The organism is Mammaliicoccus sp. P-M59 (genome assembly GCF_022386135.1).
Classification (GTDB): domain Bacteria; phylum Bacillota; class Bacilli; order Staphylococcales; family Staphylococcaceae; genus Mammaliicoccus; species Mammaliicoccus sciuri_A.
On sequence record NZ_JAJNJJ010000006.1, the window covers coordinates 20,625 to 36,366 of the forward strand.

Below are 15,742 nucleotides of genomic sequence, written 5' to 3' on the forward strand. Positions count from 1 at the left end.
TATGACAAATCATGTAGTTTTATATCAACCAGAAATTCCAGCGAATACTGGGAATATTGCACGTAGTTGTGCAGCAACAGATACAACTTTACATTTAATTAGACCTTTAGGTTTTAGTACGGATGATAAAATGTTAAGAAGAGCGGGTTTAGATTACTGGAAATTTGTAAATATTGTTTATTATGATAGTATTGAAGAATTTTTCGAAAAGACTGAAGGTGGAAACTATTACTTATTAACGAAGTTTGGTACACAACCACATACTCAGTTTGATTACAGTAATGTTGAAGAAAATCATTACTTTATATTTGGTAGAGAAACAACAGGACTTCCAGATTGGGTTAAAGAAAAATATAAAGATACAGCATTAAGAATTCCAATGAATGATAATGTAAGATCTTTAAATTTATCTAATACTGCTGCAATATTAATTTATGAGGCGTTAAGACAACAAAATTATCCTAATTTATCATAGAAATGAAAAAACTGAGGCCATATGGTCTCAGTTATTAATTATTATTTGATTTTAAAGATTCAAGTTCTTTGTTTAAATCTTCTTCCTTAAGACCATAGTCTTTAGAATCGCGACCAGCAGTTAACATCGCAGTAATAAATGCTACACCAACCATACAGATTAATAGCGTGTTCATTTAATTAGCCCCCTCGTAATGTTATGTTATCTTTATTATATACGAATTAAGGCAATAATTAAATACATTTTTAAGGAGACATTGATATGGATAATTATATTTTGAAAAATGCACAAATTTATACTGAAACATATAAAATTGATCATGGCTATATCGAAGTGCGTAATGGATGTATTCACGATATACAAGAAGGGGAATATACAGGTACATTACAAACGATTGATGCGAATGGTCAACACGTACTTCCGGGATTTATTGATATACATATTCATGGTGGTTATGGCCAAGATGCAATGGATGCAACACCAGAAACATTGAATTTATTATCTGAGAAATTATTATCTGAAGGTACGACTAGCTTTTTAGCCACAACAATGACGCAATCAACTGAAGCCATCAATGCTGCATTAGAAAATGTTGCAAACTATAAACCGATAGATGATAAACGTGCTGAAATACTTGGTGTACATTTAGAAGGTCCTTTTATTTCAGAACATAAAGTTGGTGCTCAAAATCCCGCATTTGTTGCAAGACCTACAGTACAAAAATTCAAAGATTTTCAAGAAAAAGCAAATGGCGCGATTAAAATAGTGACAATTGCGCCAGAAGTTGAAGGTGCAGAGGAAGTTATTAAAGCACTTCATGAAGATGTTATTTTTTCAGCAGGACATACCGTATCTGATTACGATGGTATTGAAAAAGCAGTTCAAAATGGTCTTAAGCATATTACACATTTATATAATGCACAAACAACATTTACACATAGAGAACCAGGCGTATTTGGTGCTGCTCTGACTGATGAAAGATTAACAACAGAAGTTATTGTTGATGGCATTCATTCTCATCCTGCTGCAGTTAAATTAGCATACCTTGCTAAAGGAAATGAGAATTTCTGCATAATTACTGATGCAATGCGTGCAAAAGGCATGAAAGATGGTAAATATGATCTTGGTGGTCAAGATGTATTTGTTAAAAATAACGAAGCAAGATTAGAAACTGGTTCACTTGCAGGAAGTATATTACTTATGAATAAAGGCTTAAAAAATTTAATGGACTTTGCAAATATACCGCTTGAAGAAGCATGGCGTACTGCTAGTTTAAACCAAGCTATTCGATTGAAAGTTGATGATAGAATTGGCTCAATTAAAGTTGGAAAACAAGCAGATCTTGTTATAGCTGATTCAGAATTAAATGTTTTAACTACTATTAAAAAAGGGTATATTATAGATAATGACTAAAGGTTATGAATTTTTGTAAATAGACAAGTTGAAATGAGGAGTGGACAAAATGGCTTTAAACTTTAAAGTATTTGAAACAAAAGATATTGCTGCACGATATGCTGCAGATGTAGTTCGCAAACAATTTAATTCAGACAGCACTTCAGTTGTCGGCGTACATTTAGAAGCAGAGCAAACATCATTTTTCGATGAATTATTAGATGATGTTAAGAAAAATCCTGTGAACTTCAGTCAAATTCATATTTTAGACTTTGATGGTAAAGAAGATTATTACACAGAATTAGGTGTTCCTGCTAAACAAGTATTAAAAACTGATGTCGGTAGTGATGTTGAAGCATTTATTAAAGAAAAAGTGAATACTGATAAAAAGAAAAACAAATTGATGTTAGATGTTGTCACTTTAACTGAAGATAGCAGAACTGGATTAGACTATGACCAAGCAATTCATCCAGCAAGAGAAGTTATCGTACTTGTCACTGGTAAAGAAAAAGCTAAAGCAGTAAGTCAGTTATATCAAGAACCTGCAAATGGTTCTGTTGAATCCGCTAAATTAAAACAACATAGAATGGTAACAGTTGTATTAGATAATGAAGCGGCACAAGGGTTACCTGAAGACGTTAGATCTTACTTCTCAATTCAATTTTCATAAGAAGGTGAGAAATTTGAATAAAAATCTAGAAGAAGAAAATGAAATGGTTCAAGACCTAGAAGATGTTAAAGAACTAGGTAAAGAAATGGAACAAATATCAGAACAAAATGATGAAGCTTTTGAAGAAAAGAAATCTGAACAAGAATCTTAAAAAACGAGTCTGGGACATAATGTAATGTCTCAGTCTCTTTTTTTTCGTTAATTTAAATTATCTGACAACTGAGAGTTTAAATCGCTTTCTTTATACGATATAATAGAGATGAATAAAGAATGATGAATTCAAGAAATAAAGGGGAGTATTGAAATGAGTTACAGAATTGAACATGATACATTTGGTGAAATTAAAGTTCCAAGTGAGAAATATTGGAAAGCACAAACACAAAGAAGTAAACAGAATTTCCCAGTAGGTAAAGAACAAATGCCAATTGAAGTGATTTATGGATTTGCACATTTAAAAAGAGCAGCAGCAATTTCAAATCATGAACTTGGTAAATTATCTGATGATAAGAAAGATGCCATTGTATATGCTACTGATGAAATTTTAAATGGAAACTTAGATGAACATTTTCCTCTAGTAGTTTGGCAAACAGGTAGTGGTACACAAAGTAATATGAACGTGAACGAAGTTGTGAGCTACGTTGCAAATGAATACTTGAAAGAAAAAGGTTCAGAAGAGTCCGTTCATCCAAATGATCATGTTAATATGTCTCAAAGTTCAAATGATACATATCCAACTGCAATGCATGTTGCTTTATATCATGAAATTGAATCTAAATTATTACCAGCAATTGGTACGTTAAGAGATACATTTAAGAAAAAAGAAGAAGATTTCAAAGATATTATTAAAATCGGTAGAACACATTTACAAGATGCAACACCTTTAACTTTAGGTCAAGAAGTTAGTGGTTGGAGATATATGTTAGATAAATGTGAATCATTATTAAATGAATCTAAAGGTCAATTATTAAACTTAGCAATTGGTGGTACAGCAGTTGGTACTGGTATCAACGCACATCCAGAATTCGGCGATAAAGTGGCTAAACAAATTAGCGAACAATTAGGCTATCCATTTGTATCATCTGAAAATAAATTCCATGCATTAACTGCTCATGATGAAGTTGTTTATGTTCATGGCGCACTTAAAGCATTAGCAAGTGACTTAATGAAGATTGCGAATGATGTAAGATGGTTAGCTTCTGGCCCAAGAGCTGGATTAGCTGAAATCTCAATTCCAGAGAACGAACCAGGTTCATCAATCATGCCAGGTAAAGTAAACCCAACTCAATGTGAAATGTTAACAATGGTTGCTGTTCAAGTATTAGGTAATGATGCAGCAGTTGGTATAGCAGCATCACAAGGTAACTTTGAATTAAATGTATTTAAACCAGTTATTTTATACAATACATTACAATCTATTTATTTATTAACAGATGGTATTGAAACATTTAATAACAACTGTGCAGTTGGAATAGAACCTATTGAAGAAAATATCGATAAATATTTAAATCAATCATTGATGCTTGTTACTGCGTTAAATCCACATATTGGATATGAAAATGCAGCAGCAATCGCAAAAAATGCTCATAAAAACGGATTAACATTAAAAGAATCTGCAATTGAATCTGGACTTCTAACTGAAGAACAATTCGATGAGTGGATTAAACCAGAAGATATGATAAGCTCTAAAAAATAATAGCAGCTTTAAGACACAAATATAAAGAACAGAAAAAAGGTGCTATAGGCACCTTTTTCTGTATCAAAATATAACTTTGGAGGCAATTTATGAAGAGATTAGGATTAATAGATATAGGTTCCAATACTATAAGACTTGTTATTTTTGAATACTCTAAAGATACAGGCTTAAATGAACTACAAAACGTTAAAACACCAGCACGTTTGAGTCAATATTTAGAAGAAGATAAAACAATGAATAAAGATGGAATCAATATTTTAGTAGAAACTTTAAATAGTTTTAAAAAAGTTGCCGAAAAATTTCAAGTGGAAGAACTTGTCCCTTCAGCTACAGCAGCAGTAAGACAATCTAAAAATATAAATGAAATTATTAAAAGTGTAAAAGACAAAACGAATCTTGATATTGAAATTATTCCAGAACAAGATGAGGCGTTTTACGGATTTTATGCAGCAACACATACTTTAAATATAAATAATGGTATTACAGTTGATATAGGTGGTGGTTCAACAGAAATTACTTATTTTGAAGATAAAAAGTTAAAAGAGGCAATAAGTTTTCCTTTTGGTGTTGTAACTTTAGAGAAAATGTTTTTCGCTGATAAAGATCATAATGATAAAAATGCGATAAAAAAATGTGAGAAGTATGTTAAAGAACAGTTTGCATCTGAAAAATGGATAAAAGATAAAAACGTTCCTATTATTGGAATTGGTGGATCTGCCCGAAATAATGCGCGTATACATCAGTCATTAAATAACTATCCAATTGCAGGTGTACATGGGTATGACATGACTAAAAAAGGGCTTGAAGAAGTGTTTGATGTCTTGAAAAAATCTGATAAAAATGAATTAAAAGATTTAGATGGATTAAGTAGAGACCGTACAGATATCATTTTACCTAGTTCTATTGTTTTTAATACATTATACGATATCTCAGATGCAAAACGTTTTACGTTCTCAAGAAAAGGTCTACGTGAAGGTTTAGTGATGACAAGAATTAAAGAAGAATTTCCAAAGGCATTTAATAAAAATAATGTCACAAGTGATGCATTAAAACATATAGCAAATGAATATAATATCAATGCTTCAAACGGTAAACAGCGCATGAAATTAGCTGAAGATTTGTTAAACAAATTAGAAGAAATCACTAGTTTCAAAATTTCAAAAGAAGATAGAGAAATATTTAAACAAGCGGCATATTTATATTATTTAGGTTCATTTATTGATGCAGATTCTAGTTCACAACATACGTATTATATTATAGCCAATTCAAGTATTAATGGCTTATCGCATAAAGAAAGGGTTAAATTAGCACTTTTGGCAAGTTTTAAAAACAAGACGTTATTAAAGTTTTATATAAAGGGGACGCCTTGGTTTGATGATGAAGAAATCGAACTTATTCAAAAGCTTGGTGGCATCATTAAGTTTGCCCATGCTTTAAATGTTTCCAATACCGATTGCATCGAATCAATGGCATTAATTGAAAAGAAAAATGAATTTGAATTAAGAGCCAAATATGTTACAGACCCAATCGCCGAAGAATATCAATCTGATAGACAGAAAAAACATTTAGAAAAGTTACTACCGAAAAAACTTAATATTATATTTACACAAGATTAATAAACTTACGTTTAAATGAAGTAGTGTGATTTTATAATCTTGATTGGAAATTTGTAAAGGGTGAGATAATTATGGAAGCACAAGCGGAACAATTTTATTTAGACAATCCAGAATATTACAACAACCGAGAATTAAGTTGGCTAGACTTTAATTATCGTGTTCTTGAGGAAGCAATTGATCCTAACAATCCTTTATTAGAACAGTTGAAATTTTTAGCAATTCATAGTTCTAATTTAGATGAATTTTTTATGGTTAGAGTAGCGGGGTTGAAAGACCAAGTTAAGATGAATTTTAATGAACCAGAGAATAAAGCGCAATTGACACCTAAAGAACAACTTATCGGCATTGAAAAGAAAAATAGAGTGAACGTCGAGCTTCAATATAAACGATTTAATGAATTAAAAGATTTGTTAAAGAGCTATAAAATATTTATTACACAACCAGAAAGATTGCCAGAACCTTTAATTGAGCAACTTCAGCATCAATTTAACACTGAAATATTACCAACACTTTCACCGTTAGGGATAGATGCATACAGGCCATTCCCAAAATTAAATAATAAAATGTTGAATTTGTTTGTAGATATTAGGTTAAATGATGGTGAAATTAGATCGGCAATCGTACCCGTTCCAACATTATTAGATAGAATTATTAAGTTAGAACATGAAGGCGTTAAATATATTGTATTTCTTGAAGATGTCATTTCATTATTTATAGAACAATTATTTAAGGGATATGAAATGATTAATACGTACACATTTAGGGTGACAAGAAATGCAGATTTAACAATTCATGAAGAAGGTGCAGAAGATTTATTAATAGAAATAGAACGATTTTTAAAAGAAAGAAAAAGTGGTGCAGCAGTACGACTTGAAATTGATAGTAGACATATAGATTCAGAAGTGAAGAGTATTTTCTTAATGAATGAACTTGAGTTATCAAATGAAGATATATACAGAGTTAATGGTCCACTAGATTTAACAGTGTTATTCTCTCTTGTAGGACAATTAGAAGATTTATTCCCAGAACTATTATTTAAACCTTATACACCACAATTACCTTCCTCATTAAGTAAAAATAATGTTTTTGAATTAGCATTGGAAAGAGATGTATTTTTCCATCATCCATATGAATCTTTTGAGCCGATTGTTGAATTTATAAAAGAAGCTTCAGAAGATCCAGATACACTTGCTATTAAGCAAACACTTTACCGTGTGAGTAGTGATTCACCGATCATTCAGGCTTTAAAAAATGCAGCTGAAAATGGTAAACAAGTAACAGTACTTGTTGAATTAAAAGCGCGTTTTGATGAAGAAAACAATGTTCAGTGGGCGAGAATGTTGGAGGATGCAGGCTGTAATGTTATATATGGTATGACATTCCTTAAAACACATAGTAAAATTACGCTAGTTATTAAGAAAGTTAAAGGAAAAGTGACACCTTTCGTTCATTTAGGAACAGGAAATTACAATGATAAGACGGCTAAAATATATACAGATATGGGTATTATTACGACAAACCCAAAAATAGGGCAAGATGCGATTAACTTCTTTAATTATTTAAGTGGTTATTCATTAAAGCCTGATTATAATGAGCTAATCGTCGCACCATTTGAAATACGAGATTTCTTTGTTGAACATATTGAACAAGAAATGAAGTCTCATAAAGAACATGGTAATGGTCTCATTATCGCTAAAATGAATTCGTTAACAGATAAAAAAGTAATTAAAAAATTATTTGAAGCATCACAATGTGGTGTTAAAATCAAACTGATTATTCGTGGTATTTGTTGTCTTAAACCAGGTATTAAAGGTGTAAGTGAGAATATCGAAGTCATCAGTATTGTAGGTCGATTTTTAGAACACTCAAGAATCTATTATTTCTACCATAATGGACAAGAAAAAATGTATCTTTCTTCAGCTGATATGATGACAAGAAATATGATTAAACGTGTAGAAATATTATTCCCAGTATTAGATCCTAATTTAGTTAAACGTTTAAAAGGTATAGTTGATTTACAACTCAATGATGGATTAAAAGGACGTATTCAAAATAATGAAGGTGTATATCAATACAATGATGCAGGGAATAAACATATGAACTCACAAGAAATGTTAATGGATGAGGCAATGTTAGCAGGGAAAGAAATGAGAAAGTCTCACTTAAATATAGGGAGACCTGTAACGAGTAAAAGAAGTAACTTAATTAATAAATTTAAAGAAAGATTAAAGCGATAAATAGAAAAAGCCAACAAAGTTAAAGCTTTGTTGGCTTTTCGCGTTATTTAATCGTCTAACGTAACTGAAATCATTTCATCTTTAAATGGATGTTCGAATTCTATTTTATAGCTGTGTAATTTTAATTTTCTCAGTTTACTATTGTTATAGAGTGGGTCACCAACAACTGGATGTCCAATTTCTGCAAGGTGGACACGGATTTGGTGTGTTCTACCCGTATCTAATTTTAATTCTACTTCTGCCGTATGTTCATCAATCATATGACTTTCAAGTATATGTGTGATTGCACGTTGACCTGTAGGTGATACACGTCTTTTGTTTGGATGGAACTTGTCTTTACCTATTGGCATATCAATTGTTTGTGGTTTAAGTGGTAATAAACTATCAACTTGTGCTTTATATGTTCTTGTAATTTCTCTATCTTCTAACATACGATCTAGTATTTTTTTAGCGATAGGGTGTTTTGCGACTAACAATAATCCAACAGTTTCTTGGTCAAGTCTATGAACAGGTTCAGCATAGTCTGAATCTAACGTATAGATTACGTGATTCATAAGTGTGTTTGCTTCTTTTAAATCGTTTGGATGTGTCTTTACACCTTTAGGTTTAACGACAATTGCTAAGTATTCATCTTCGTATTTAATTTCAGCTAATCGGTAACTAGAAACATATTGGCTTGTTTCGTCAAATAATGGGATATTGAGTTTATCTCCGGCATTTACTGTATCTCTTAATGTACATGCTTCGTCATTTATCGTAAGTTCTTTTGACATTCTTAAAAGGTGAAGTTCTTTCTTTGGTAGATGTAAAGATTTAAACATCTCTTCGATTGTTTGACCTTCAAATTTTGATGGTATTGTAATTTGCATAGCGTCCTCCAGGAATATTTCTCTCAAAATCGGGAAAAATTATATTATAACAAAAAATAAGTTATAATTATTATAACAAGAAAAAGAGATAAGGAGTATGTTTCATGTCAAAATCAATCGATAATAATGAATTTAACGTTAGTATTAATACTAGACAGATGACTTTTGATGATATTGATGAAGTTATTGAATTACAGTCTAAATGTTTTCCAGGGATGGAACCGTGGGAAAGAGGTCATCTTGAAAGTCACTTAAGAATGTTTCCGAGAGGACAAATTGTTGTAGAATTTGAAGGTGAAATTATAGGTTCATGTTCTTCTCTTATCATCAATTTTGATGAATATGATGATAAACATACTTGGGATAGTATTACGAATAATGGTTATATTACAAACCATAATGATCACGGTCACAATTTATATGGTATTGAAGTTATGGTTCATCCTGATTATAGAGGGATGAAAGTTGGCGCAAGACTGTATGAAGCTCGTAGAGAAATTGCTTATGAATTAAATTTAAAGAGTATCATTATAGGCGGTAGAATTCCAAACTATCATCAATATAGTGATGAATTAACACCACGTGAATACGTACAAGGTGTTATTAAACATCGTATTAAAGATCCAGTATTAACATTTCAATTGATGAATGATTTTACGTTAATGCGTATTAATCCAAATTATTTAAATGATGATGTTAAAAGTATGAAATTTGCTACTTTGATGGAATGGAATAATCCTGATTACATAGCGAGAAGTAATGTTCATTTTAAAACAAGTGAACCTGTAAGAATATGTACAGTAAACTATATGATGCGTAAAATTAATTCATTTGAAGAGTTTGCAAACCAAATTGAATACTTTATTGACGTTGCATACGATGCGGATAGTGATTTTATCGTCTTTCCAGAATTGTTGACGACGCAATTAATGAGCTTTGATGAACAAAGTAATCCGGCAGAATCTATTAGAAAATTAACTACTTACACATCACAATATATTGAGATGTTCAATCAGTTTGCGATGAAATATAACATCAACATTATTGGTGGTTCTCATTTCGTTGAAGAAGGTGAAGATATTTATAATATTTCATATTTATTTAGACGAGATGGCTCTATCGAAAAACAATATAAAATCCATGTAACACCAAATGAAAGAAAATGGTGGGGTGTATCACCTGGTAATGGCGTTGAAGTATTCGATACTGATTGTGGTAAAATTGCGATTCAAATTTGTTACGATAGTGAATTTCCTGAAATGGCTAGAATCGCAATGGAAAAAGGTGCAAAAATTATATTTACACCATTCTCAACAGAAGATAGACAAAGTTATTTACGTGTAAAATATTGTTGTATGGCACGCGCTATAGAAAACCAAGTTTACACAGTAACTTCAGGAACATGCGGTAACTTGCCACAAACTGAGAATATGGATATCCAGTATCGCATGTGTGACCTATTTCTATACATACCATAATATCAATTAACCCTTTCGTATCAACGTATAGACGTTGTATTTTTTTTGCTCATTTTTAAATAATTAATAATTAACTATATTATTCATCTTAGTTTGACAACTATTTGTTGACATATATCTAACTATTGGTTTATCATATAAATATAAATAAGCGAACACACGTTCGTATAAATTGTTGGGAGATGTTCATATGTATAAATACAACATAGCAATAGAAGGGGAAGAAAATTTCACTATGAAAGAGGTTCAAAATCTATTAAAAGATAATATAACTGATGGTGTTATTTGTATTAGAAGACATGATGGAGGTAGTTCAATTTTAAAAGGAAAAGTGAAAATAAATATAGTTAAAAATTCCGAACAACTAGTTTACAAAGAAAATAATTGAACGGAACTTAATTGAACTTATGTATATAATTGTAATTTTAAATTTTCATTTTAAAATAAATAGTAAAATTTAGTGGAATTATAATTACATCTGTTTTATAATATTCAAAGATATTTATTTATTCAATGCTTTATAAATTTTATAGCTTAAGTAATCTAACAAGTCTTGTTTAAGTTGTTCACGTTGACTAAGATTAAGGTTCATGTAACCGTCTACATTTTTTAAATCGATTACTGTGAAATCTATTGTGTTATTAAAATCAGCTTTGTTTGGAGATAGTAATGAATCAATACTCACCCCAAAATACTGTGCAACTAATTGTACTTTATAAATATTAGGTTTAGATGATTTCCATTTTCCTATTTGACCATTAGTAAGTCCAGTTAATTTCTCGACATCCTTTATAGTCATGTTGTTTTTGTCTGCTAAGCTTTTAATATTATCAAATAGTACATTCATAAGATAATTTACCCCTTTTTAAAATTATGTAGTTGACTGATATCGAATTTTATATTAAAATTAATAAATGTAATATCGTATTAGATATTGTTAGACTAGTATGTTGTTTGTATAATGTTTTTAGACACATTAATAATTAATTATACTACAACACTCATAACAAATATAAGCAATATCCAAAAAATAAATTAATTGGAGGAACAAGTATTTGGACACAAGTATTCATGTTGTTGGTGCAGTAGAGAACGTTACAGAAGAGATTAAATCTATTTTTAATAATTTAATAGATGTTAATGAGGTGATTTTAATGGTTAGAACTGATAGTGATTGTAAAACTATAAAAATAACAGATATTATCGATATAGGAGTGTTAGAACCAGAAAAAACTGCGACAAGGGCTTTACAAATTATTAAATAAAAGGAATGAACAATAAAATATAATATGAATGACGAAGGAATAACCACGTAATACCTCTCTTACTTTATCGGGAATAGTAGTAGGAGAGGTTAATTTTTGTCAAAAATAGAACATAAAAAAATGACCTCTTACATAATTAATATGTAAGAGGTAAATAGCTTTTTATGAGTAGTGTTTCTTATGCTTTCGCTGTTTCTTCATTATATTCTACACCTGTAAGCTCTAAATATTCTTCTGGAGTTACATAACCACGTTTTACAAACAACGCAAATTGTTCATTACTATAAAGTCCCATCTTGTAATATTTAATACCGATATTTCTCATTTTATTCACGCTCCAATAATTGTATTGTTAAGTTTGCAACATCTTCTTGTAGAGATGATATTTTAGTTTCTGTTTCTAATACTTGAATTGACAAGTTAGCAATAATCTCATCTTTTTTATCAGGTATTAATTCAACATCTTCTTTTGGCTGAAGCTTTATCCATTCATCATATTGTGTTCCTATCCATTTATCACCATCAAAATGTATGGGCTGATACAGACCATTAGGTGGCTGTATATCTGTAAATTGCTCTTTGTCGAAATACTCAGACTCTATGAGTTTCGGTGCACCATTTGCTTTGTTAAATATTTGTTTGTACATATTTTATAGCCTCCATTAAATAAAATAGCTAAAGTTAAATTCTACTGGGTATTCAGGTTTAAATAAACTTTGTTTAAAAAGTACTAATTTTCCAGTTAATAATACTTGTGCAGTTACTACTTCTCTAGTAGTTAAATCTATACCACCAAACGTCCTGATGGTTTTAGTTGGAGCAATATTACTAGGTAAATCTCCAATATGCGAGGAAATTGCATCCGTAAGATTTTTGACGTTGCCATACACTATCACTTGTTTTATATTACCAATTTCAATTACTCTGTAATGTGTTATATCATTATAGGATTGCTTGTTATCAACTGCACCATTACTTAAGACAAGAGGTATTTTTCCACTATCTTTTACATTAATTTCACCTGCATCTCCTTTTTGACCTTTAAGTGAATCAATCCATTCAGATAGTGAACCCATATAACCGTTTTCTTTAGCTAATTCATATGCATTCTTGCCATCTTGTCCACGTTCACCCTGAATACCCTGTAAGCCACGCTCACCCCTATATTGCTCTATATTACTACTGAAATGATTAATAACTTCTTGATTAAGTTGTTCTTTATATCCATCATCTAGAATATCCATTACATTTTCATTTATTGTGTTATTTACCATATTCTTTATAGTTTCACCTGTTAAGGCTTCATCTACTCTATCTAAAATTTTACCCTCAATAATTTCTAAATTATCGAGTTTTATGATATCTTCAGAAGCAACTGTGGCAGAATGGTTAATAACAATATTAAAACTATTATCAGATGGGTATTTCTTACCATTGTAATCAATCTCTAAATTATATGAGCCTACAGGTAAAACACTATTAATAACTAATGTTACTGTTCCTAGCTTAACTTCAAACTCATCTCTATATATTACTTTTCTAGTTTTCATATCAGATAAATAAATGGTTGCAGTTGTTTCTTGCTCACTTAATTCAGCATCTCGTCTAATTGAAGTGTTTACTTGCTGTAATTTAATAGCAATAGGAGTCTTGTCTCCTTGTTTCATTTGTATAGAATTTACTTTAGCGAAGTCTACATAGTTAATATTGTTTACACTTGTAATTGCCAAATGCATCACTCTTTCTACAATTAATTTTTATATGAAAAGAGGGGATAGACCCCTCAATAATTATTTCTTTTTAGTTACTTTTGCAGTACCATATAATTTCTTTTCTTTTTCAAACTTCTCTTGTTTATCTGTCACTTCACCAAGAGCAGCATAGAAATATCCAGCGGCAGGGTTTGATTCGTATTTAAATTTCCCCATCCAGAATTTTACACCATCAGATTTACGAACCACTTTATGTAATTCAACAAATTTAATGTATTGCTTATTGTATATCCATGAACCACTATCAACTATATTAGTCTTACTATCTAAGTCTAAAGTACGTCTTACTTTGATAGAATTAATATTGCAAGTGAAGATTCCTTCCCATGCCCAAGATGTTTTAGGTTTTGGTTTACTAGATGTTTTACCTAATTCATAAATAATTAATCTTTCTCTCCATACCCATAAGTTAGATGTATTAGAGTAGATGCGGCACCAACCATTTTTAATTTCAAATACTCTGAAGTCTTTGTGACCTTTAGTGTATTCCATGTTAGTTAATTTATATTCACCATTTTTGTACTCACATACAGTTAACCCATCTCTAACTTGAGCTTTAAAATAGAAATCTTTTTGATTTTTAAGTGTAGTAGGTGGAAGAGAGCCAATTTTAATGTTATTAGTAGAAGGTTTTGTTGATGGTTTAGGCTTACTTTGAGGTTTAGGAGTAGGTTTATTTTCCTTAGGTACAATTGTTCCACCTGAAATAGCTTGAGCAATATCTTTTGTATATGCTTGTATGTTCTTTTTAATGTAGTCCATATCTTTCTTAGAAGTAATGAAACCTAATTCAACTAATCTGTAGTTAAGATTTAATTGTTTAGCAACATTCACATTCAATAAGTTGTTACGTGGGTCTATTGGTCTAATTTGTCCTACATGCTTAACTATTGCTTTCTGAATACCTTTGTCTATAGAATCAGCAGCTAATCCAGTACCTATAATAACGTGACCACCTGAAGCAGCAGGGGAAGCAGCGTCTAAGTGGAACTCAATAATAGCATCATATTTTTGTCTCTTAACCCAATACAAACCATACTTAGTAGTATCGCCAGTATTATATCCGTAAGCAGTGTCTTGGTATAAGTCTTGTCCCATACTAGCACCACCATAGTAATCAACTGTGTGACCAGCAGCTTTCAAATACTTACCAACGTTAGGAACAACGTTCTTTCTAATGAAATCACGCTCGTTTGTACCGTTACCAACAGCTCCAGAGTCGTTACTCATGTATCCTTTTCCGTGACCAGCGACTAATAAAATACGCATTTTATTCGAAGGTTTAACTGCGCTAACTACTTTCTTAGCAGCTTCAGTCACTACGTTAGTTACTGTGCTCTTAGCAAATTTAGGGCGTATGAAAATCATATTAGGGTCATAAGCATGTACTCGTTTGGTAGTTGGTTCCCAACCTGTACCACCTTGTGCTTTAACACCATCCCAGCCTCCGCCAAGCCAGTTAGCTTCTACTAATACTAATTCTGTGAGAGTAGCAGATAATACACCAGCAACATGTCCATGTCCTTCACCATATGTGTTAGGGAAGATAACTAAATCCCCACCTTTAGCTAAGAAGGAAGGTGTATTTTTATGTATAGTAGCTTCTTTTTTGAAGTACTCTTTGTTTGTTGCATTAGTAGGTATATCTACTGCGCTTCCACCTTGTAAACCATGACCAAATAAGTAGTGCCAATAGTCGTTAGCTTGGTCAAAACACTGAAATCCGTACCAGCCGTCATAATCTATTTTTCTACCAATTTGTTTTTTTAAATAAGCAATTGCTTGTTTTTGAGTTTTTGCCATTTATATCCTCCTTAAAATTTTAAATAAAAAAAGACAACCTAATTAAAGGTTGCCTCCGATTTCTTCATGTGATTCTTCATTTTGATTAGGATTAATAGGTTGACCAGTAGCTTTAGCATATTTCTTTTCAGCCTTGTACTTATCTAATTTTTGTTTAGCCCATTTTCCTTCTTGTGATGTAGCATTATGTTTATACCAACCAATCCATGAAGCAACACCTACAAATACCATAGAGATAAAGTTGTATAAAGCATCCTCGTCAATAGGCAGAGGATTATATCCTGCCATAGCTAAACCTGAGTTTACTAAAGCGATAATTAAAACTATTAATCTTGTAATTGAACCTGCATCTAAATTTTTCATTTATTCATTCTCCTTAAATTTGATTAGAAATAAAAAGGTAGGGGATAACCCTACCCATTAAACTATTTACATTTTCCAAACCAGAAACATTCCCAGAAAGAGACTCCTA

General features: G+C 31.1%; 18 protein-coding genes. 10 read left to right on the forward strand and 8 right to left on the reverse strand.

The genetic code is table 11. The features are described 5' to 3' along the window. Window position 1: 1 nt before the first annotated feature. Window positions 2-475 carry a tRNA (uridine(34)/cytosine(34)/5-carboxymethylaminomethyluridine(34)-2'-O)-methyltransferase TrmL gene (gene trmL, locus LQ617_RS09925; protein WP_025904798.1) on the forward strand — a complete coding sequence of 158 codons (474 nt, stop codon included), beginning with the start codon at window positions 2-4 and terminating at the stop codon, window positions 473-475. Window positions 476-509: 34 nt separating this feature from the next. On the opposite strand, the gene LQ617_RS09930 is transcribed toward trmL, so the two are convergent. Then, window positions 510-650, reverse strand: coding sequence for a hypothetical protein (locus tag LQ617_RS09930; protein WP_162841915.1), 141 nt, complete (start codon window positions 648-650; stop codon window positions 510-512). 86 nt (window positions 651-736) lie between these two features. On the opposite strand from LQ617_RS09930, the gene nagA reads away from it, so the two are divergent. From nagA to LQ617_RS09960, 6 genes are all read left to right on the forward strand, one after another. Then, complete coding sequence (gene nagA, locus LQ617_RS09935) at window positions 737-1,888, forward strand: N-acetylglucosamine-6-phosphate deacetylase (RefSeq protein ID WP_025904799.1); 1,152 nt, start codon at window positions 737-739, stop codon at window positions 1,886-1,888. A 49-nt stretch (window positions 1,889-1,937) separates the two neighbouring features. Then, on the forward strand, window positions 1,938-2,537 hold the full coding sequence (locus LQ617_RS09940; protein ID WP_025904800.1) for a 6-phosphogluconolactonase: 600 nt from the start codon (window positions 1,938-1,940) through the stop codon (window positions 2,535-2,537). After that, window positions 2,476-2,688, forward strand: a complete 213-nt coding sequence (locus LQ617_RS09945) for an SAS053 family DNA gyrase inhibitor (RefSeq protein WP_370688581.1) — start codon at window positions 2,476-2,478, stop codon at window positions 2,686-2,688. Before LQ617_RS09940 ends, LQ617_RS09945 begins: the two co-directional genes overlap by 62 nt. A 153-nt stretch (window positions 2,689-2,841) precedes the next feature. Beyond that, on the forward strand, window positions 2,842-4,230 hold the full coding sequence (gene fumC, locus LQ617_RS09950) for a class II fumarate hydratase (protein ID WP_107577221.1): 1,389 nt from the start codon (window positions 2,842-2,844) through the stop codon (window positions 4,228-4,230). Between the two features lie 89 nt (window positions 4,231-4,319). Then, window positions 4,320-5,846: an exopolyphosphatase gene (ppx, locus tag LQ617_RS09955; protein ID WP_239740246.1), complete on the forward strand. Its 1,527-nt coding sequence runs from the start codon at window positions 4,320-4,322 to the stop codon at window positions 5,844-5,846. A 71-nt stretch (window positions 5,847-5,917) separates the two neighbouring features. Beyond that, complete coding sequence (locus LQ617_RS09960; RefSeq protein WP_037589727.1) at window positions 5,918-8,083, forward strand: RNA degradosome polyphosphate kinase; 2,166 nt, start codon at window positions 5,918-5,920, stop codon at window positions 8,081-8,083. Between the two features lie 47 nt (window positions 8,084-8,130). On the opposite strand, the gene LQ617_RS09965 is transcribed toward LQ617_RS09960, so the two are convergent. Beyond that, a complete protein-coding gene (locus LQ617_RS09965; RefSeq protein WP_191836404.1) occupies window positions 8,131-8,952 on the reverse strand; it encodes an RluA family pseudouridine synthase in 822 nt (273 codons plus the stop codon). A gap of 104 nt (window positions 8,953-9,056) precedes the next feature. Between LQ617_RS09965 and LQ617_RS09970 the strand changes: the two genes are divergently transcribed. After that, complete coding sequence (locus tag LQ617_RS09970; RefSeq protein ID WP_239740247.1) at window positions 9,057-10,430, forward strand: bifunctional GNAT family N-acetyltransferase/carbon-nitrogen hydrolase family protein; 1,374 nt, start codon at window positions 9,057-9,059, stop codon at window positions 10,428-10,430. Window positions 10,431-10,620: 190 nt separating this feature from the next. Beyond that, complete coding sequence (locus tag LQ617_RS09975; RefSeq protein ID WP_239740248.1) at window positions 10,621-10,818, forward strand: hypothetical protein; 198 nt, start codon at window positions 10,621-10,623, stop codon at window positions 10,816-10,818. Window positions 10,819-10,932: 114 nt separating this feature from the next. Here LQ617_RS09975 and LQ617_RS09980 read toward each other — a convergent pair whose 3' ends face one another. After that, entirely contained in the window at window positions 10,933-11,277 is a 345-nt protein-coding gene (locus LQ617_RS09980; RefSeq protein ID WP_239740249.1) for a helix-turn-helix domain-containing protein, read from the reverse strand. 208 nt (window positions 11,278-11,485) lie between these two features. Between LQ617_RS09980 and LQ617_RS09985 the strand changes: the two genes are divergently transcribed. Then, entirely contained in the window at window positions 11,486-11,695 is a 210-nt protein-coding gene (locus tag LQ617_RS09985) for a hypothetical protein (RefSeq protein ID WP_239740250.1), read from the forward strand. Window positions 11,696-11,873: 178 nt separating this feature from the next. Here LQ617_RS09985 and LQ617_RS09990 read toward each other — a convergent pair whose 3' ends face one another. The 5 genes from LQ617_RS09990 to LQ617_RS10010 are packed head-to-tail and all read right to left on the reverse strand — an operon-like array spanning window position 11,874 to window position 15,633. Continuing rightward, entirely contained in the window at window positions 11,874-12,020 is a 147-nt protein-coding gene (locus LQ617_RS09990; protein ID WP_239740426.1) for an XkdX family protein, read from the reverse strand. A gap of 1 nt (window position 12,021) precedes the next feature. Beyond that, a complete protein-coding gene (locus LQ617_RS09995) occupies window positions 12,022-12,342 on the reverse strand; it encodes a hypothetical protein (protein WP_239740251.1) in 321 nt (106 codons plus the stop codon). A 15-nt stretch (window positions 12,343-12,357) separates the two neighbouring features. Beyond that, entirely contained in the window at window positions 12,358-13,425 is a 1,068-nt protein-coding gene (locus tag LQ617_RS10000) for a hypothetical protein (protein ID WP_239740252.1), read from the reverse strand. A 60-nt stretch (window positions 13,426-13,485) separates the two neighbouring features. Further along, window positions 13,486-15,270 (reverse strand): N-acetylmuramoyl-L-alanine amidase, encoded by a 1,785-nt coding sequence (locus LQ617_RS10005; RefSeq protein ID WP_239740253.1) that lies wholly within the window; start codon window positions 15,268-15,270, stop codon window positions 13,486-13,488. A gap of 42 nt (window positions 15,271-15,312) precedes the next feature. Further along, window positions 15,313-15,633, reverse strand: a complete 321-nt coding sequence (locus LQ617_RS10010) for a phage holin (protein ID WP_239740254.1) — start codon at window positions 15,631-15,633, stop codon at window positions 15,313-15,315. Between the last annotated feature and the right edge of the window lie 109 nt (window positions 15,634-15,742).

What these genes read in the sequence shown, in the direction of transcription:
- LQ617_RS09975 (WP_239740248.1), top strand. Translation starts at nt 10,621, where the DNA reads ATGTATAAATACAACATAGCAATAGAAGGGGAAGAAAATTTCACTATG.
- LQ617_RS09930 (WP_162841915.1), bottom strand. Translation starts at nt 650, where the DNA reads ATGAACACGCTATTAATCTGTATGGTTGGTGTAGCATTTATTACTGCG.
- LQ617_RS09960 (WP_037589727.1), top strand. Translation starts at nt 5,918, where the DNA reads ATGGAAGCACAAGCGGAACAATTTTATTTAGACAATCCAGAATATTAC.
- LQ617_RS10005 (WP_239740253.1), bottom strand. Translation starts at nt 15,270, where the DNA reads ATGGCAAAAACTCAAAAACAAGCAATTGCTTATTTAAAAAAACAAATT.
- LQ617_RS09990 (WP_239740426.1), bottom strand. Translation starts at nt 12,020, where the DNA reads ATGAGAAATATCGGTATTAAATATTACAAGATGGGACTTTATAGTAAT.
- LQ617_RS10010 (WP_239740254.1), bottom strand. Translation starts at nt 15,633, where the DNA reads ATGAAAAATTTAGATGCAGGTTCAATTACAAGATTAATAGTTTTAATT.
- nagA (WP_025904799.1), top strand. Translation starts at nt 737, where the DNA reads ATGGATAATTATATTTTGAAAAATGCACAAATTTATACTGAAACATAT.
- LQ617_RS09980 (WP_239740249.1), bottom strand. Translation starts at nt 11,277, where the DNA reads ATGAATGTACTATTTGATAATATTAAAAGCTTAGCAGACAAAAACAAC.
- ppx (WP_239740246.1), top strand. Translation starts at nt 4,320, where the DNA reads ATGAAGAGATTAGGATTAATAGATATAGGTTCCAATACTATAAGACTT.
- LQ617_RS09965 (WP_191836404.1), bottom strand. Translation starts at nt 8,952, where the DNA reads ATGCAAATTACAATACCATCAAAATTTGAAGGTCAAACAATCGAAGAG.
- LQ617_RS09945 (WP_370688581.1), top strand. Translation starts at nt 2,476, where the DNA reads ATGAAGCGGCACAAGGGTTACCTGAAGACGTTAGATCTTACTTCTCAA.
- fumC (WP_107577221.1), top strand. Translation starts at nt 2,842, where the DNA reads ATGAGTTACAGAATTGAACATGATACATTTGGTGAAATTAAAGTTCCA.
- LQ617_RS09995 (WP_239740251.1), bottom strand. Translation starts at nt 12,342, where the DNA reads ATGTACAAACAAATATTTAACAAAGCAAATGGTGCACCGAAACTCATA.
- trmL (WP_025904798.1), top strand. Translation starts at nt 2, where the DNA reads ATGACAAATCATGTAGTTTTATATCAACCAGAAATTCCAGCGAATACT.
- LQ617_RS09970 (WP_239740247.1), top strand. Translation starts at nt 9,057, where the DNA reads ATGTCAAAATCAATCGATAATAATGAATTTAACGTTAGTATTAATACT.
- LQ617_RS09940 (WP_025904800.1), top strand. Translation starts at nt 1,938, where the DNA reads ATGGCTTTAAACTTTAAAGTATTTGAAACAAAAGATATTGCTGCACGA.